The sequence below is a fragment of the Halovivax limisalsi genome, from assembly GCF_023093535.1.
GTDB lineage: Archaea > Halobacteriota > Halobacteria > Halobacteriales > Natrialbaceae > Halovivax > Halovivax limisalsi.
Window position 1 is genome coordinate 1,396,845 of the sequence record NZ_CP095757.1, and the last position, 16,446, is coordinate 1,413,290.

The 16,446-nt window shown below is 64.2% G+C and carries 19 protein-coding genes; 7 read left to right on the forward strand and 12 right to left on the reverse strand.

Translation table 11 applies throughout. The annotated features are described in order from the left end of the window. Nucleotides 1-92: 92 nt before the first annotated feature. Together MXA07_RS06260 and MXA07_RS06265 are read right to left on the reverse strand one after the other, a co-directional pair. Nucleotides 93-1,367 carry an MBL fold metallo-hydrolase gene (locus tag MXA07_RS06260; protein WP_247731187.1) on the reverse strand — a complete coding sequence of 425 codons (1,275 nt, stop codon included), beginning with the start codon at nt 1,365-1,367 and terminating at the stop codon, nt 93-95. 88 nt (nt 1,368-1,455) lie between these two features. After that, complete coding sequence (locus MXA07_RS06265; RefSeq protein WP_247731188.1) at nt 1,456-1,737, reverse strand: WNWW family protein; 282 nt, start codon at nt 1,735-1,737, stop codon at nt 1,456-1,458. 344 nt (nt 1,738-2,081) lie between these two features. Here MXA07_RS06265 and MXA07_RS06270 point away from each other — a divergent pair, with 344 nt between their 5' ends. Beyond that, complete coding sequence (locus tag MXA07_RS06270; protein ID WP_247731189.1) at nt 2,082-2,480, forward strand: 30S ribosomal protein S6e; 399 nt, start codon at nt 2,082-2,084, stop codon at nt 2,478-2,480. Between the two features lie 15 nt (nt 2,481-2,495). Further along, complete coding sequence (locus tag MXA07_RS06275; protein ID WP_247731190.1) at nt 2,496-2,948, forward strand: DUF7112 family protein; 453 nt, start codon at nt 2,496-2,498, stop codon at nt 2,946-2,948. Between the two features lie 199 nt (nt 2,949-3,147). Here MXA07_RS06275 and MXA07_RS06280 read toward each other — a convergent pair whose 3' ends face one another. The 8 genes from MXA07_RS06280 to MXA07_RS06315 form a co-directional block, all read right to left on the reverse strand. Beyond that, a complete protein-coding gene (locus tag MXA07_RS06280) occupies nt 3,148-3,651 on the reverse strand; it encodes a PadR family transcriptional regulator (protein ID WP_247731191.1) in 504 nt (167 codons plus the stop codon). A gap of 281 nt (nt 3,652-3,932) precedes the next feature. Then, entirely contained in the window at nt 3,933-4,397 is a 465-nt protein-coding gene (locus tag MXA07_RS06285) for a FlaD/FlaE family flagellar protein (protein ID WP_247731192.1), read from the reverse strand. A 263-nt stretch (nt 4,398-4,660) separates the two neighbouring features. Next, nucleotides 4,661-6,382 (reverse strand): archaellar assembly protein FlaJ, encoded by a 1,722-nt coding sequence (flaJ, locus tag MXA07_RS06290; RefSeq protein WP_247731193.1) that lies wholly within the window; start codon nt 6,380-6,382, stop codon nt 4,661-4,663. Nucleotides 6,383-6,384: 2 nt separating this feature from the next. Continuing rightward, the gene (locus MXA07_RS06295; RefSeq protein ID WP_247731194.1) at nt 6,385-8,064 is read right to left on the reverse strand and encodes a type II/IV secretion system ATPase subunit; all 1,680 of its coding nucleotides are present in this window, start codon (nt 8,062-8,064) and stop codon (nt 6,385-6,387) included. 1 nt (nt 8,065) lies between these two features. After that, complete coding sequence (gene arlH / locus MXA07_RS06300) at nt 8,066-8,794, reverse strand: archaellum protein ArlH (RefSeq protein ID WP_247731195.1); 729 nt, start codon at nt 8,792-8,794, stop codon at nt 8,066-8,068. Continuing rightward, entirely contained in the window at nt 8,795-9,262 is a 468-nt protein-coding gene (arlG, locus tag MXA07_RS06305) for an archaellum stator protein ArlG (protein ID WP_247731196.1), read from the reverse strand. Between the two features lie 62 nt (nt 9,263-9,324). Continuing rightward, entirely contained in the window at nt 9,325-9,777 is a 453-nt protein-coding gene (gene arlF, locus MXA07_RS06310; RefSeq protein ID WP_247731197.1) for an archaellum stator protein ArlF, read from the reverse strand. Between the two features lie 93 nt (nt 9,778-9,870). Continuing rightward, nucleotides 9,871-11,103 (reverse strand): FlaD/FlaE family flagellar protein, encoded by a 1,233-nt coding sequence (locus MXA07_RS06315; RefSeq protein ID WP_247731198.1) that lies wholly within the window; start codon nt 11,101-11,103, stop codon nt 9,871-9,873. Between the two features lie 477 nt (nt 11,104-11,580). On the opposite strand from MXA07_RS06315, the gene MXA07_RS06320 reads away from it, so the two are divergent. The 4 genes from MXA07_RS06320 (at nt 11,581) to MXA07_RS06335 (ending at nt 13,942) form a co-directional block, all read left to right on the forward strand. Next, nucleotides 11,581-12,153, forward strand: coding sequence for an archaellin/type IV pilin N-terminal domain-containing protein (locus tag MXA07_RS06320; RefSeq protein ID WP_247731199.1), 573 nt, complete (start codon nt 11,581-11,583; stop codon nt 12,151-12,153). Between the two features lie 4 nt (nt 12,154-12,157). Continuing rightward, nucleotides 12,158-12,751, forward strand: a complete 594-nt coding sequence (locus MXA07_RS06325; protein ID WP_247731200.1) for an archaellin/type IV pilin N-terminal domain-containing protein — start codon at nt 12,158-12,160, stop codon at nt 12,749-12,751. Nucleotides 12,752-13,053: 302 nt separating this feature from the next. Then, complete coding sequence (locus MXA07_RS06330) at nt 13,054-13,395, forward strand: hypothetical protein (RefSeq protein WP_247731201.1); 342 nt, start codon at nt 13,054-13,056, stop codon at nt 13,393-13,395. Nucleotides 13,396-13,441: 46 nt separating this feature from the next. Further along, on the forward strand, nt 13,442-13,942 hold the full coding sequence (locus tag MXA07_RS06335) for a DUF7500 family protein (RefSeq protein ID WP_247731202.1): 501 nt from the start codon (nt 13,442-13,444) through the stop codon (nt 13,940-13,942). Between the two features lie 796 nt (nt 13,943-14,738). On the opposite strand, the gene MXA07_RS06340 is transcribed toward MXA07_RS06335, so the two are convergent. Together MXA07_RS06340 and MXA07_RS06345 are read right to left on the reverse strand one after the other, a co-directional pair. Next, nucleotides 14,739-15,182 (reverse strand): type II toxin-antitoxin system VapC family toxin, encoded by a 444-nt coding sequence (locus MXA07_RS06340; RefSeq protein WP_247731203.1) that lies wholly within the window; start codon nt 15,180-15,182, stop codon nt 14,739-14,741. Continuing rightward, entirely contained in the window at nt 15,179-15,478 is a 300-nt protein-coding gene (locus MXA07_RS06345; protein ID WP_247731204.1) for a helix-turn-helix domain-containing protein, read from the reverse strand. The genes MXA07_RS06340 and MXA07_RS06345 overlap by 4 nt, the downstream gene beginning before the upstream one ends. A gap of 362 nt (nt 15,479-15,840) precedes the next feature. On the opposite strand from MXA07_RS06345, the gene MXA07_RS06350 reads away from it, so the two are divergent. Continuing rightward, entirely contained in the window at nt 15,841-16,446 is a 606-nt protein-coding gene (locus MXA07_RS06350; RefSeq protein ID WP_247731205.1) for a DUF8159 domain-containing protein, read from the forward strand.

The window sequence follows — 16,446 nt, forward strand, 5'->3', positions numbered from 1 at the left end:
GCGGCCGACCGGCACCGTCGGCGCTCGTCGACCGCCGTGGCGGGACGGACCGGATGTGGACCGGGCCGCCGATGGTCAGCACCCTGTCGCAGTCACGATTCCACCCCGTCGGCGATCCGAATTACATCCCCGAGCGCGGGGGCTGCGGCGTCGAATCCGTCGGCGCCGAGGCGTTCGGCGAAGGCCTCGCAGCGATCGCCGTGGACGCACAGCACCCTCGCATCCCGGTAGGGCTCGAGGAACGTCCGGAGGCCCTCGCGGTCGGCGTGGGCGGAGAAGTCGTACGCTTCGACGCGCGCGCTGACCGGGCGAACCGTGCCGTCGAGGTCGACCCGCCCGGTGTCGAGTAACTCGCGGCCGGGCGAGCCCGCGACCTGATAGCCGGTGAAGGCGATCTTGTTGATCGGATTCGAGCGGATCGCGGGCACGTACGTCATCGCTGGGCCGCCGTGGAGCATCCCGCTCGTCGTGACGATCACGTTCGACCCCTCGGCGATCCGTCGCCGTTGCCCGTCCCGGCCGTCGACCACGCGGGCGTTGGCGCTCGCGCGGGCGAGCTCGGCCGAATCGCGGAGGAACGGTTCGTTCGCCGGCCGTCGAAGGAGTTCCGTGACGCGCGTCCCCATCCCGTCGACGTAGCAGTCGATTCCGTGTGCGGCACAGCTGGCGAGGACCTCCTGGGTGCGCCCGATCGCGAACGCGGGGACGACGACGGTGCCACCCTCCCAGATCGTCTGTTGCACCGACTCGACGAAGTCGGCTTCGACGGTCTCGCGTGCCGCTCGCGTCGTCTCGGCGTAGGTCGACTCGGTGATCACCGCGTCCGCGTCGGGTCGGGCGCTCGTCCCGGCGAGCAGGCGCTGGTCATCGGTGTTGAAATCGCCCGCGTAGAGCAGCCGTGTCTCGCCGTCGTCGACGAGGACGTGCGCGCTCCCGGGAATGTGGCCCGCGTCGTAGAACGTCACGTCGTACCCCTCGCCGTCCGCGCCGCCGAGGATCGAGAACGGCTCCCGGTAACCGTGAACCGTCGATACCTGGGTGAGTCGGGCGATTTCGGTCCGCGTGAAGGGACAGTCGTACGTCCCGCCGCGCAGCTTCAGGGTGTCCCTGAGAACCAGCAACGCCAGATCACGGGTCGGCGGCGTCCAGTGAACCGGCGGTCGGTCCGCGCCCGAGAGCAGCGTCGGGATCGACCCGACGTGATCGAGGTGGCCGTGACTGACGACGACGGCGTCCGGCTCGGGATCGCCGATCGGATACTTCGGGGGGTTCCCCGAGTCGGCGCCGAAGTCGAGCAGGAGTCGATCGTCGACGCAGATCGCACTCCGGCCCACCTCCCGCGCGCCGCCGAGAAACCGCAGTTCCATCGATACTCGATTGGGCCGAGCGGGGTTTGGGTTCGTCGGTTCGCCCGCACGGAGAACCCGACAGTCGCCCAACGGCCGAAACAGATTTCTACTCGGTCCGATACCGCTGGATCCCGAACTGGCCGTACCCGCCGTAGGCGACCTCGAGCGCCCCTACCCACCAGTTCCACCGATCCGCGGGCGACCCGTCGGGCGCGTCGGCGAGTTCGTCGACGAGCAGGTCGTTCGAGAGGGCGACGCCGACGTCGGCCTCGTACTGCCCGCTATCGGCGAGGTCGATCGCCTGCCGGACTACGACGCGGGACTCGCCGACCGTCCCGCCGAACGACTCGCGCAGGCGAAGTTCGAGCCGACCGGGTTCGATGGGCACGACCGGTCGTAGGGCCCGCGGTCACTTGGATGGATCGGCAAACTCTCGTTTGTTCTCGGCCGGGAGCACGGTTCGTACGTTGGTGAGAACCGTGCTCCCCGGGGAACGGCTGACGGCCGTTACGATTGCTCACCGCGAGCGAGGCCAGCGGCCGAGCGAGCGGGCCGACGACAGACCGAGAAGCCGCGCTTCGCGCGGCTGGCGGGGAGGGAGGAGCGCTTTTCATCAAAGTTTTGCCGAGCGTCTGCGGACCGTGCGCCAGCGATGCTGGCGCCGGTCCGGCAGAGCGCAGCGCAAAAGTTTGTTCCGATTGGTTTTTGAGCGCCGACCGAGTTGCTCCGGGCATGGCTACGTTCAGCGTCGTCCTCGGCGACCCCGAGTCGGGACGGGCGTATCAGCTCGAAGCGGACGGACAGGACGCGAATCGATTCATCGGCAAGTCGGTCGGCGAGGAGGTCGACGGCGGCGCGCTCGGCCTCGACGGCTACACGCTCGAAATCACGGGCGGCTCCGACGAGACGGGCCGGCCCCTGCACGAATCCGTCGCGGGCACCAGCCTCAAGGCGGTCTTGATGCACGGGACCGAGACCGGCTACCGGCAGCGTCGCGACGGCGAACGGCGTCGGATCACCGTCCGCGGGCGCGAGATCGCCGACGACGTGAGTCAGATCAACGTCTCCGTGGCCGAGGCCGGTTCGACGCCGATCGACGAACAGCTCGGCGCGGCCGAGGACGAGGACTGATCCGGGGACGGGTTCGTGACCGATCGAATTTCGAGCGATCACCCGTCGATCGAGACCGTCAGAGCGACCGTCGTCGAGACGCCGACCGGCCGGCGGATCGAACTGCCGGGCGACGAGCGATCGCGATTTCCCGACGACGAGGTGATTCGCATCGTCCTCGACGGCACCGAACGGTTCGCGCGCGTCGATCGCGCCCTCACCGGCGACGATCTGCGGATCGCCGGCGTCTACGACTCGCCGTCGACGGCCCGCGATCCCGGCGGTGAACCGGATCGCCTCGACGAGTGGCTCGACGTGCACGACGTCGACGGCGGGTCGGTGCTGCTCGACGTCGTGGAACCCGACTTTCTCTACGGCGCGAGAGCCCCCGGCGAGTCGGCCGTCTACGCGGCGAAATCGCCGCCCGACGACTCGCTCTCCCGGATCGCCGACCGGCTGGACGGCGCCGCGTCGAATTCCGATTCCTGACGCGGACGTGTCGTCGAGTCCCGTTTCGATGTCGGGCGATCTCCGGTCCGGTCGCCGAACCTATCGGAATCGAGGCGGACCGAGATTGCGGAGTCGGTCCTGGCGGAGCCGGACGCAGGGCACTGAGTGGATTCAGTAGCCCTACGGGGTACGGCAGTCGCTCGTCTGATGGGTCGCGTCGGGCGAAAAGGCGACGGCGTTACAGTTCCGGCAGGAACGCGTAGAGCAGGAGTCCGAACGCGAGGTGCTGGACCATCGTGCGCTCGACGCGGCCTCTGACGGCCTCCTCGTCGTCGATCGCGTACTCCTTGGTCCGGACCTTCGCGTGCATCGAGAGCACTTCCTCGTCCTCGAGCGCGTGGAGGCTCGGGTAGACGGTCCCGGGGCTCAGCTGGGTCCCGAAGTGTTTGCTGAGATCCGAGAGGAGCTCCTTCCCGTGGGTTTCGCCGTGCAGCGAGATCAGCATCAGGAGGACTTCCTCCAGGTTCTCCTTGACGATCGCCTCGTCGAACTGGACGTCGTCGGTCGGGAGCGCCGCCCGGACCTGGGTCATGAGTTCCTCGAAGTCCGCCTCGATGTCCTGGGTCGCGTCGTCGACGCTGCCGATCGAGATTTCGTACGAGCTGTCCGCGTCATCGCCCGCACGCTCGGCCTGAAAGCCGTCGAGCACGGACGTCGTTTCGTTGGGGGTTGTGTCACGCATGTTCCGATCACCTGTCGGGCGAGGCGGAGAGTGGGGGTCCGGCGCTCGTCCCGCGTATGGTGCCCCGAGGAACCGATCAGGTATAAAGAACGTGGCCATTCCCACCACCGATCGTCCATTGATACCTCGAGTACGCTGCGAAATTATTAAAAGTTCCCTGAAATACCCGCAAACGGTTGGTTACAAGTCCGATTTTCGACGATCAATACAGGCATTCCGACAGAATCCCTGTCTGTCAGGAAAAATTCGTCAATTGAGCGGACGGATAGCGCGGGTCACGGTCAGTCCGAAACCGGCGGTTCGTCGCGAATGATGCTCACGAGTTCGCCGCCGTCCGACTCGTCCGCATCGTCTCCGTCGATCCGTCGATCGACCCGCCGCTCGGCCATCCGCGCGACCATGACGTGTTCCTCGAGGTCGTCGTCGTTGATCCGGGAGATGTACTCGAGCGACTGTGCGTGTGCCCCGAAGAGCGTGCCGCTGAGCGATTCCAGGGGATACTCGAGCGTCGTCGGCTCGTCGTATCGTTTGTTGTGGATCTCGCTCATCGAGAGGCCGCGGAGGTAGGAGGTCATCTGCTCGCGGACCAGCGGACTGATCCACCCCAGATCCTGATAGTAGCGCAGGCAGTTGAGCGCGCCGGTCGTTCCGAACGTCTCGCCGAGAAAGCGAGCCCACTGGATCGTCGCATCTGTGCGCCCGACCGCCTGTTCGAGTGATTCGAGGTGATAGCTGTCCTGGCTCATCGTCGAAGCTCCACTCGTCTGCTACTTGGATGGGCCGATGAAGTAGGTTCGCGTCGTATCGAACGCTGAGTCGGGCGCTGAACCGGGACCTCTCCCGTCGGTCGAGGCGCCATCGCACTCGGCCGACGGCCCCGGCGGTCGACGCCGCGGTGCCGGGCCAGCGTATCGGTGGCACGGTGAGGTGTCAGCGGTGTCGCCAGGTGAGTCGGGAGCTCGCCGATCGGGAACGGCCCTGGGAGAGCGGTCCCGAGATCGGCGCGGGTTCACACGCTGATGACGCCGCCGACGACGTACTCCGTGATGACGGCGACGACGGCGCCGAGCCACGTCAAGAAGACGAAGTTGACGAGCCCGGAGATGAGGTGGCCGCGGTCGGTCAGCCGGATCATGACCGCCGAGAGGGCGGCGTTGATGAGGATCGTCGCGATCAGCAGGTACTCGATGACGGCGAGGTTGTACTGGCCGGTTTGCAGGAGGCCGCCCGGCATCCCCTGGGAGACGTCCAACTCGGCCGTGATGTCCATCATGATCTCGACGACCTCGAGGCCGATGAAGAACGAGAAGACCGACGCCGCCGTGATGCCGTAGAGGACGCCGGTCAGCGTCGTCGTCGCCTGCTGGCGCTGCTCGCGGACCTTCAGGACGTGGCTCTGGTTGGTGCTGATGAGTTGGCCGAGCAGTCGCGGGTTGCCCCCCATCTGCCGGCCCATGACGTACATGTCGCCGAACTTCTGGATGAGGTACGACCCGGTCTCGGCCGCGAAGAGGCGCCAGGAGCGGACGTCGTCGACGCGCATGTGCAGTCGCTTGTAGAGCGCGTCGACGTTCTTCGTCAGCGCGCCGAAGTCCTTCGACCGGAGCGACTCGAGGACGTTCGACGTCGAGGTCTGCTTGACGCTCTCGACGGCGCCCAGCGCCCGGATGAACGACGGAAACTCCTGGTCGCGCTCTTTGACCTTCTTCTCCTCGCTTCGCATCTTCCAGCCGGGATACAGGAGCGGCGTCACGGGGATGGCCGCCAGCACCGGCCGCGGAATCTCGTTCGGCGTGATCGGCGTGACCCCGATCAGGATCGCGAGGACGACGACGCCGAGCAGCAGACAGCCGCCGAAGCCGACGATCAGCGCCTGCGGGATGCGCTCCGTCGGGCCGCCACCCTCCGTCTTCTTGATGTACCACAGCGGGTCGTACGGCGAGACGACGTGGATCGCGTAGACGAACGCGCCCTGGACGATCGTGAACATCAGGATCGTCGCGCCGATGAGGAGCGTCGGGCTCATTCCGATGAGGATCGGCAGGACGATCGCGAAGACCAGGATGAACGCGACGGACAGCATCATCGACATGTAGAGTTCCTTCATCACGTCGAGCTTCGCCAGATCCGACTCGTAGCGCGTGACGAACTGCTGGATCATCGTGTCCTGCTCCTCGACGAGGAACTCGCTGATCTCCTGGCCGGCGCCGACGGTGTAGGCCAGCCGCTCGAAGAAGTCCGACAGCAGCGGGCTCGAGACCTCCTTCGCACGCATCCGGCAGGCGTCGTCGAGACTCTGGTTCCAGGTGTCGATCAGCGCCACCAGGTAGCCCATCTCCTCTGCCAGCGCCTGGTACTCCTCCTCTTCGGCCAGGATGCGAAAGATCTCGACGCGGTTCATGTTCGCCATCGAGAGGACGGTGATGTGGGTCAGAAACAGGTGAAAGCGCTGCCTGACTTGTTTGCGTCGGCGATCCTGTGACAGCTTCGGGTAGAAGATCGCGATGGCGATCGCGAGCAGGCCGAGCCCCGCCAGCGGGCCGGCGACGATGAAGGGGGCGCCGACGAGAAACGGAGCGAGCAACGACCCGACGAAGAGCAGCACGCCCGGGAGGATGACGACGAGGAGGTACCGACGGATCGACATCCCCATCGTCTCGTAGGCACGCAAGAGCGAGGCAAACATCGAACGCGCGCCGAAGTCCGGCTTGTTCTGGTCGGCCGTAGACATGGTTATCCGAACTGGTGCATTCCGGTGAGCTGGATCGGAAGGCCCTCGATCCCGTCGCGCTGGAAGTCGGCGATCGCCTTGTTCGACTCGTGATAGCCGACGATGTCGGCGTCGATGAGCTGGCGGATGATCTCGGCGCGGCGATCGAGTTCGTCGTAGATCTCGCGCGTGTCGGCGTAGCCGAGCAGCGTCGCGATCTGCTCTTCGAGGACGAAGGAGTTGTTCCGGCCGGTGAAGACGACCTCGTCGTCGCGGGGGTCCCAGCGGAACGCCTGCCGAGTGACGACGCCGCCCTCGTAGTCGGAGTAGCCCTCGATCTCCTGAACGGAGGTCACCCGGCGGAGGACGTCGTCGCCCTGTTTGACGCGGTTCTGGAAGAGCGCGACGTCGCAGTTGTCCATGAACGTCTCGGGGACGTTGATCGGCGCGCCGGTGAACCGCTGGATCATCGACACGATGTCGCTCGCGTGGAAGGTCAGCATCACCGGGTGCCCGGTCTGGGCCGCCTGGAACGCCATCTGCCCCTCCGCTCCGCGGACCTCACCCACGACGATGTAGTCCGGGCGCGATCGAAGCGCGGCCGCGACCAGGTCGAACATGTCGACGTCGGCCGACTCGTCGCCGGAGCCCTCCCGGGTCAGGAGTTGCTGCCAGGTGTCGTGGGGCGGGACGACCTCCGCGGTGTCCTCCGCCGTGTAGATCTTCGAGTCCCGCGGGATGAACGACAGCGCGGCGTTGAGCGTCGTCGTCTTGCCCGACGCCGTCTCGCCGACGACGAAGACGGTCTGCTCGTTCTCCAGGCAGAGCCAGAGGTAGGCAGCCAGTTCCGGGCTCAGCGTCCCCCACTTCGTGATCTGGAAGACCGACAACGGGATCTCCTCGCCCTGTCGGATGGTCAGCGAGGGTCCCTGCACCGAGACGTCGTCGGAGTAGATGATGTTGATCCGCGAGCCGTCGGGCAGCGTGGAGTCGACGATCGGATCGGAGTCGGAGATCGGGTGGTTCATCCGTTCGCCCATGTTGCGCAGCCACTGTTCGAACTCCTCGGGCGTGCCGAAGTCGACCGTCGCTCTGATCATCCCGTAGGTGCCGTGATCGAGGTAGCACTGCTTGGGCCCGATGACGTGGATGTCCTCGTTGGCCGTGTCGGCCATGACGGGTTCGAGCGGGCCGAGGCCGACGATGTCGCGCTGGAGCTGGTAGCGCAGGCGATCGAACCGTTCGCTCGAGATGGAGAACTTGGTCGAGCCGAGCGCTTTGAGGCGGCCGATCGATTGGCCGGTGATGCCCGAGGTGATCTCGACGACCTCGTCGAGCAGTTCGTCCAAGTGTTCCTCGAACTCCTCGTCGTTGGTCGGCGCCGGTCGGGTGACGCTCTTGTCGAGAATGCGCTGGCGGATCCGGTTGTAGAGTTCGCTGTCGTTCTCGCCGAGCGTGGGTTCGACGCAGTAGTAGGTCGTGTCGATCCCGACGTCACCGTAGACGTGACAGAAGATCGGCGCCTCGGCCTCGTAGATAACGTTCGGCCGGTGGGACTCCCACTCCTCGGTCGGTTCGTCGATGAGCGCGGGGTACTCGGTGTACTCGCCGTAGAACCACTCCAGGTGCTCCCGGAGGTGCGGGTGTTCGCGGGCCAGTTCGTCGAGGTCGTTCGAGAGTCGAGTCGAGCCGAAGTCCGCCATCTCAGGCCACCGTCCTGCTGACGATCGACAGGCCGCGGCCCTGCTGGACCGTGTAGCCGATCGAGTCGTCGACCGGGTCCTTCATGTGCTGGTAGCGACGCACGCGAACGCTGCGCCTGATCTCCTGACCGGCCTCCTTCGTCTCCAGCTGGAAGTAGACGTCCGCGACGTTTCGAAGCGGCCGGAGCGCGTCGTCGGAGACGCTGGTGGGGTCGACCGTGAAGACGACCGTCTTGTCGCGCTCGGTGACGCCTTTGAGGAACGAAACGAGGCGCTGGAGGACGTGATCCTCGTTCCCAGTTCCCTCGACCGACTCGTACCGCGGATCGTTTCGGAGCAACGCCGAGAGGCTGTCGACGTAGATGACGTCCGCCAGCCAGAGCGTCTTCGCCTCGGTAAATCGGGTGAGCAACTCGCGCTGTGGGCCCTCGTCGTGGGTGTCGACGTCCGCGTGGAGGAACAGCAGTTGTTCACCGAGCAGGTGTTCGACGACGTCGTACGACAGCGAGTGCATCTGCTGGACGAACTCCCAGGATGCCAGCTCCGTCGAGATGAACGTGACGTAGACGTCCTCTTCGGCCATCCCGTATGAGAATCGCTGGGAGAGCGCGCTCTTCCCCGCGCCGTCCTCGCCCTCGATCAGGACGATCGACCCATCCGGAATCCCGCCGCCGAAGGCGGACTCGACGCGATCGCGTTCCGTCAGGCCGAGCGGATAGTACTCCGTCATTCAGGGGCCTCCGTAGTAGAACTCGAACAGTTCCTCCGATCCGCCGGCCGTCAGATGGACCCGGTGTTCGCCCGTGCCGATCGGCCCGTCGAGCGCGAGTTCGACCGCGGCGACGGATCCCGTTCGCCAGGTGTTCGATTCGTAGACGGTGACGCTAATGTTCCCGTTCGCGACGTAGGAGCCATCGACGAGGAACTCGAGTTCGCTCCCGTCGGTCGGTAACGTCCGGGCCCCGGTGTTTTTCACGAGCACCGTCACCGTCTCGTTATTGTCGCCGACGACGGCGTCACTGCCTGGATCCGAGATGATTTCGACCTCGGTGTCGATGTCGTCGCTGACCGACCCGCTCACCGAGTCGAGCGAGCCGCTGAGGTCGCCCACGCCGGCGACGAGCGTGCCGGCGACCCCGACCGCGACGAGCATCGCCGCGATGAACAGGATCAAACTCGAGATCGCCTCACCGGCCATCGTCGCTCACCTCCGCCGCCGAGACGTCGATACCCCGCGACCGACGCCGCGACGCGATTCGGTCACGCATAGACGGGCACCTCCGTGATCGTCTCCGCGACCCCGAGACCCGTGACCACCTTCACGCGATCGGGCGGTTCGGTCACGTTCGAGACTGTCAGCTGCACCCGCTCGCCGGGCTGGACCAGCGATCGCTCCGTGCCATCGCTTCCGACGACGGTGGTGTAGTTCGACTCGACGACGTAGGCGCCGTCGACGAGCAGGTCCATGTCTTCGACCGAAATCGTCGTCGAGCCGACGTTCGTCGCGTTCACCGTGAGTTCGTCGGCCGTCTCGTTGTAGCTGGCGTTCGCCTCGATGGCAGTGTTTCGCACGTCGAGTGCGCGATCCTCACGGTCGTCGAACGCCTCCGTCTGGCGATCGTACGCGGTCTCGAACGCCGGGAACGCGATCCCGATCGCGACGAAGAGGCCGATGAACAGAATCACGGTTGCGGCGCTGGTGCTAAATCCCATCTCCGATCACCTCGGCGGCGAGGGGTCCGTTCGTCGCCGGCGAACGACCGACGAGCCGATCGATCCGGGCTGCCGTCGGTTTCGAGTCCCCCATTAGCCGGTCACCTCGGCGCGAGCTTCGTGGACTTCCGCGAGTTTCATGATGTATTCGTAGCTGTCCGCGTGGTCCGCCGCGGTCAGTTCCTCCGGCGTGCGCTCGGGATCGACGTGAATGTCGAGATCCGGCCCGCTGAGCACGGCCTCGAGGTGGGTTCTGACATCCTCGTCGATCCAGCCGATCTCGTGGTAGTAGGAGATGGCCCGGAGCGTCGCCGACGGCCCGCCCGTCCGGACCATCTCCGTCAGCCACTCGAAGATCAGGACGTCCGTTGCGTACGAGTCGGCGAGGGTCGCGAGCGTGACGTCGTCGTCCGACGCCGCTGTCGGGGACTCGTCCGCCTTCGTCGCGTCGGCCTCGTCCTCCGCACCGTTCGACGGTCCCTCGTTCGTCGCGTCGGCCGAGTCGGTCGCCTGCACTTCGACCGACGAATCGGCGTCCCCGTCACCGCTCCCGGCGCCTCCCGCCGTCGGCTCCGCCGCGTCGTCAATTTCGTCCTCGAAGGGGATTCGCCGCGCCTCGCGCGAGCCGTCTCCCTCCTCGACGGCCGCGCGAAGGTCTTCGAAGGAGACGCCGTCGGAGGACCGATCGTTGGAGTCCTCGAGGCCGAACCCCTCGTGGTGGTTCTCGCCGAAGACGCCGAACCCTTCCGCTTCCTCGCCCGCGCCCGAGAACGGGTTGACGGGCTGGGTGAGCTTGTCGTAGACGCCGAGGAGCCGGCGGACGGTGTCGTTGACCTCCTCGATGTCCGACGAGACGCTCTCCTGGGCGTCGCGGATCGAGCCCAGCTGGTTGCCGTTTCGTTCGAGTTCCTCTTCGAGCGTCTCGATCCGGTGGTAGAGGTCGTCGACGACCTCGTCGTCGTCCAGCTCCTCCGGGTCGGGGCGCTCCTGATCGAACGCCGGACCGGCCTGGTTTCCGCCGGCTGCACCCGCCGTCGCACTACCCTCTGCGCCCGCTTGGCCGCCATCGCCTCCCGCTCCACCGCCTCCCGCTCCGCCGCCAGCCGAGTCGCCGGGAATCGACCCGTCACCGGCCTGTGCGCCGTCCGGCTGGCCCTGACCGTCGATGGGCGGTTGCTGGCCGCGTTCACCGACGCCGCCTGCGTTTCCGGGCCCTTCCCCGGACTCGGCCTGTCGCGCTTGCTCTCGCTCGCGGCCGCGCCGGCCGCCGGTGTTACCGAGCAAGTTTTCGAAGAGCTCGCGGAGACTGTCTAGGCTGAGATCCATTGCAGGGAGGCGAGACGCCGACGGGGTGGCGCTGCGCCGAATGTGGGCGGCGTCGTCCCTGACTCGCGAGACGGAATCATCTACCCATCTGTACCCACAGTCATCCTAAAACTCTACTCGCGAATTCGCCGGCCGATTCGGCCCGCGTTTCGAAGCCTGAGTCGAACCTCGAAACGCCGTCTGAGGGGATACGGAGCTTAATGGCTGTACTAGTCCACGTCTCCGCCGGGGTACATCCCCAGATACTGTGATGCCAATCGACGCACCCGCTCTCGCCGATCGACGGGACGACCGCCGTCCCGTCGCCACCTCCGCGACCGATCCGACCGCCACCGCGGCGGTCGATCCTCGCGGACGCGACGGGAGCCGCCCGTCGACGCGGGCTGTCCGCACGCGCGGCAGGAACGCGCGGTCGACACTCACCGCAGCGGTGGGACGACCGCTTCGGGTGCGTCTCGCACGCAGGGTGTACACATAATGTTCGAAAAACTAACAGAACAGGAGGAACGCGGTCAGGTGGGTATCGGTACCCTGATCGTGTTCATCGCGATGGTGCTCGTAGCCGCCATCGCAGCAGGCGTATTGATCAGCACCGCCGGGGAACTACAGGCCCAGGGGGAAGCGACCGGGGAGGACTCGCAATCCCAGGTCTCAGATACCGTTAACGTCGTTCACGCGGTTGGGGAAATTGATAGCAACCAGAACGTTTCGCTGCTGAATCTGACGGTAATGAAGTCGCCGGGCGCGGAAACGATCCAGCTCGAGGAGACGACGATTCACTTCACCTCTTCGGACGTATCGCAGACGTTGACGTACAACGATACGCTGAACAGTGGTAACTTCAACGTCTCACGGTCCGTCCTCTCGGAGTCCGGACAGGAGTCGGTCATAACGATCGATCTGTCGAGTACGAACTTCGCTAGCAGTGCGAAGCTCGAGGAGGGCCAAGACGCCGTGTTGAACATCATCGATCAGTCCGGGGCGACGACGGTCTTCGTTGCACAGCCCCCGGAGGGTATAACCAGCAGCGATAGTTACGTGGCGGTGTGATAGTATGAAACGAGATACACAATCGACTATCGGATTCGATCGCGGTCAGGTGGGTATCGGTACCCTGATCGTGTTCATCGCGATGGTGCTCGTAGCGGCCATCGCAGCAGGCGTATTGATCAGCACCGCTGGGGAACTGCAGGCCCAGGGTGAAGCAACTGGATCGGAGTCCCAATCGCAGGTGTCCGACAACATTCAGGTGCTGACGAAGACGGCCTCGGTCGACGAGGTTGGCGACAACGTGAGTAGTCTCGATCTCGTGGTCGGACCGGCAGCTGGTGCCAATACCATCGACCTGACCGAGACGACGATCCACGCTCTGAGTAGCGACGCCAGTGAAAGTCTGGATTGGGCAAGTACAGCCAGCTCGTCTGAGTTCGAGACATCGAACGTCTACGGGACCACTAATGGTAACACGCTCACCAGCACTGGTGACCGAGCCATGATCACGATTAAAAACACTACCTCATCCGTCGTCGATAACCTCGTCTCGGGTGACAGTGCGACGCTCGAGATCGTCGATCAGTCGGGTGCGACGACGTATGTCGAAGTTCGTTTGCCCTCGTCCTTCGCCGACAAGAACGAAGTGACGGTCTGATCACCGGTTCTCCGTTACCGGGTGATTTTCTTCGGCAGGTTTTGGATACCGTGAGCGGCGCGTTCTCTCGTGGATGAAGACGGCCAACGACTGGGGCTTTTTGTGGCGCCGTTTTCCACCACAATCAGGGGCCGTTGACCCCGTATTGGCATCTGAGCCATTACCGAGTTTTCCCCTCTGGCTTTCACTGTACAGGATCTATCCGCCGGAACCGCTTGGAGGGCCAGCATGCATATCGAGTCCCGAAACGAAATCCGACACGAACCGAGTGTCTTTAGCCCGTCAATACTATTTCTTTTTCAATGCCAGCAACACGCCGACGCCTCCTCGCCGGAGCAGGGGTCGCCTCGATCGCATCCGTCGCCGGCTGCATGGGAGACGCCGCCGAGATCTCCGTCCAGTCGAGCAACATTCGATTCGACGACGAGAACCCGGACGGACCCGCCGAAATGATGTTCACCGTCGAGACCGACTCCGCGCCGCTCGACGTCGAGGTCGAAGTGACGACGTACGACGAGGACGGCAACGAGGTCGACAGCTTCACTCGCGAGGCGACGATCGAAGAGGAGACGGACCTGATCCGGTTCGAAGTCGACACCCCCTCGGAGTTCGACCGCTACGAGTACCGGATCACCGAACAGTAATCTCGAACCCGGTACCGTTTACCGGGCGCTTCCCCCATTCACCGCTATGACCCCCGATCGAACCGACGACGGCGTGCTCGAACCCGAGGACCTCACCCTCGACCCCGAGCACGTCGACCGCATCGACGACAACCGCTTCGTCGTCAAACCCGACGAGTCGGGCGAGCCGACGCGCGCGTCCGACCCGTCCACTGCGCTCGGCCCGGCCGAAACCGTCCGCGTGCCGGACGACGAGCCGTCCGGGCAGACGACCCAGACGGATCTGACTTCGGCCTTCGACGACGAGCATAGCGGCCAGTCCGACGCGACCCAGGCTCGGGAGCCCAGCCCGACCGACGTCCTCGCTGCCGATCCCGCCCCGCACGGCGTCGATATCAGCCTGAAAACCGACGGCGAGGTAGCCCGCCACCGGGGCACGTCGAGCGATATCCGCGAGGTCTTCGCGGACATGATGGCCTGGTACGCCTCCCAACTCGACGAGGAGGTCACCCCGATGCAGGCGCTTGAAGTGCTCGTCGCGACGACGGATCTGGACGAGCGCGCTTGAACCCATTCGAAGAAGGGGATATGAGATCTACCGGTATTTAGACATACAACGAGACCGGGCACGGTCAACAGAGCAATTTTCTCGCGAAGACACCAGGAGGCAGTCAGAACGTCGGTCTTCGGGAAACTCTTACGGATCTATCCACTCGCGAGAGACGTCCTCGAGATCGATTTCGTCTTGATCAATGTAAACCGATATCTCGTGGACGATATCACCAATACCGCGAGAACTGATTGTCTGATCCCGCTGGTAGAGGACACCAGCCGTCTCTGCGGGATCGAACTCGGTGATGAATCTGTCCGAGCTTCTGCAAATATTGGATTGTGGCGAGTTCGATGTTTTCGTCCGCCAGCAGGCGAAACGGCATTCTTATTTTACGTCCGTGGGGTCAGTCGTCTGACCGGCCATCGACTCGGTTGCTTCGTGTCGTTTGCGTTCTATCTCTCGCATTTCGGACGGATGTTCGTGATAGTACGTTAACGCGTTGTAAACGGTTGCGATATCAAGATCGTGCCGGCCGGCCACAGTCCGTGGGGCTAGTCCTCGATCTTCGACCTGGGATTTGATGAACTGAACTATCAACCGTCGGCCTTCTATGTGTGGTTCATCGTGAACCTCGCGGACGATCCGGCGGACGGACTGACTCATACCATCGCTACGATATGCAGATTCTTCCACGCTTCGCTGAAAGAAACCCCTCAGGGGAGCTCAAGTCGATCGTTCTGCTGAGACTACCTGATATCCGTCGCTTCGGCGTGCCGAGATGCTTCCGGACTGAATGCGGCGACCCGATATTCTACACGTCGACTGGAACGCGTTGTAGCCCTAAGGTCGCAAAATCCGAATCGAACGCGAAGATGTGCTCGATATCGTACTCGTCAGCCAGGACGGCGTTCGTATGATCGACGAACGAGATTTCGTGATCGTCGTATCGCTCGAATTGCGAGACGGTTCGGTCGAACAGCGCGGTATCGACCTCCAGAACGTTGATCGACGGTGATTCACTGACCGTCGCCAACGCTTCCACGGCTGCACGGTGATCGATTCCCACGACCATCGTCGTCGCAGTCTCGGAAAGCACGTATCGACTGGTGAAGAGCGGTCCGTATCGGAGGTCGCCTCGCTGGATGCCGTCGAACACGGCTGTCGCCGACTGGTGGTGATGATCGTCCTCGTCGAAGAGAGCGACGAGGGCGTTCGTATCGATGAAGAGTGGGTCGGCGTTCTCGTTCGCTGTCATGCGTCACTGCCGTACAGTAGCTCGTCGACGCGGGACGAAAGGTCGCCGCTGCCCGAGGAAAACGTGGGTCGATCGACGAAGATTGGATCGGTGGGATCGATCGACGTCGCGTCAGTGTCGCCAGACCGCCAGTAGACGATCCGGCCGGCGGTCTCTCGGCTTTCGACCAGTCCCTGGCGTTCTAACTGTGCGAGCTTTCGCCGTGCTGTATCCCTAGAGCACCCCGTTCGTTCGGCAACGTCGCCGGACGTGAGAACTGGACCCGTGATCTCGTCGAAGATCCCGATAACGTCCACCGGAGAAACTGCCTCCGTGAACCGACCCCGGTCATTCCGTTCCTGACTATTGTCCACTCTTGGACGGGCCGGCAGTTCACCCTTACGGTGTTCGCCGCATGGCAAACAACGAATGGAACTGCCCATGGAAAGCCCATTCTGGTCGCATTCGAACGCCATCGCTTCGATCTTCTCGATAATTACGTCACTCGCTGTCGTTTCTTCGGTCTGAGGTCGGTCAGTCACGAGTCTGCAGATCGCTTTGCAGGACGCAATTCGAACACAAACGGCCGGTTATCGACCGACGAGCGAGCGATTTCGATCTCGAATCGGCGCTCGATATCGAGCGGATCGCTTTGTACGACGAGCCAGAACCACAAGCTATGACGGAATTCGACGCCGATTCGCGCGTCCGGTGCCGTCGAACCCTCCTCGCGGGGATCGGCGGGTCGGGCGTCGCCGCCCTCGCCGGTTGTCTCGCTCTCGGGGACGACGGCAGTGACGGCCGCGAAGCTATCCAGCCCGCGACGGAACCGATCGAGCGCGAGGGGACGCCCGCGGAGTTCTACTACTTCCTCGAAGAGAACGGGATCACGGTCGAATCGCTCGAGCGCGGCGGCGACGTCCTCTATCTCACGTACCGGTCGTCGGCGGAGAACCGCCCCCAGTCGAACGACGAAATCGGCATCATTTACCAGGTGTACCGGAGCGGCCTCATCCTCCGGGGCTCGAACGTGACGTTTCTGGACTGCGAGATCGCAAATCCGTTCGACGATCAGGCTCGCGGTTGGTCGCTGGATACCGACTGGATTTACGAGTACGACGACGGTGACGATGACGAGAGTGCTGACGGCGAGGCGGCCGAGAGCGACGATTCCGACGCCGAGAACGAGAGCGACAATCAGACGGCCGCGGGTGGGACCGATCCCGACCTTCGGAAACTGTGGAATCTGATCCAGGGGACGAAGGTCTACGAAGAGGAGACGTAG

Excerpts from the sequence above, each read along its gene's own strand:
- MXA07_RS06285 (WP_247731192.1), bottom strand. The coding sequence starts at position 4,397 with ATGAGCCAGGACAGCTATCACCTCGAATCACTCGAACAGGCGGTCGGG.
- flaJ (WP_247731193.1), bottom strand. The coding sequence starts at position 6,382 with ATGTCTACGGCCGACCAGAACAAGCCGGACTTCGGCGCGCGTTCGATG.
- MXA07_RS06335 (WP_247731202.1), top strand. The coding sequence starts at position 13,442 with ATGACCCCCGATCGAACCGACGACGGCGTGCTCGAACCCGAGGACCTC.
- MXA07_RS06320 (WP_247731199.1), top strand. The coding sequence starts at position 11,581 with ATGTTCGAAAAACTAACAGAACAGGAGGAACGCGGTCAGGTGGGTATC.
- MXA07_RS06325 (WP_247731200.1), top strand. The coding sequence starts at position 12,158 with ATGAAACGAGATACACAATCGACTATCGGATTCGATCGCGGTCAGGTG.
- MXA07_RS06340 (WP_247731203.1), bottom strand. The coding sequence starts at position 15,182 with ATGACAGCGAACGAGAACGCCGACCCACTCTTCATCGATACGAACGCC.
- MXA07_RS06260 (WP_247731187.1), bottom strand. The coding sequence starts at position 1,367 with ATGGAACTGCGGTTTCTCGGCGGCGCGCGGGAGGTGGGCCGGAGTGCG.
- arlG (WP_247731196.1), bottom strand. The coding sequence starts at position 9,262 with ATGGCCGGTGAGGCGATCTCGAGTTTGATCCTGTTCATCGCGGCGATG.
- MXA07_RS06295 (WP_247731194.1), bottom strand. The coding sequence starts at position 8,064 with ATGGCGGACTTCGGCTCGACTCGACTCTCGAACGACCTCGACGAACTG.
- MXA07_RS06350 (WP_247731205.1), top strand. The coding sequence starts at position 15,841 with ATGACGGAATTCGACGCCGATTCGCGCGTCCGGTGCCGTCGAACCCTC.
- MXA07_RS06315 (WP_247731198.1), bottom strand. The coding sequence starts at position 11,103 with ATGGATCTCAGCCTAGACAGTCTCCGCGAGCTCTTCGAAAACTTGCTC.
- MXA07_RS06270 (WP_247731189.1), top strand. The coding sequence starts at position 2,082 with ATGGCTACGTTCAGCGTCGTCCTCGGCGACCCCGAGTCGGGACGGGCG.
- arlH (WP_247731195.1), bottom strand. The coding sequence starts at position 8,794 with ATGACGGAGTACTATCCGCTCGGCCTGACGGAACGCGATCGCGTCGAG.
- arlF (WP_247731197.1), bottom strand. The coding sequence starts at position 9,777 with ATGGGATTTAGCACCAGCGCCGCAACCGTGATTCTGTTCATCGGCCTC.
- MXA07_RS06330 (WP_247731201.1), top strand. The coding sequence starts at position 13,054 with ATGCCAGCAACACGCCGACGCCTCCTCGCCGGAGCAGGGGTCGCCTCG.
- MXA07_RS06280 (WP_247731191.1), bottom strand. The coding sequence starts at position 3,651 with ATGCGTGACACAACCCCCAACGAAACGACGTCCGTGCTCGACGGCTTT.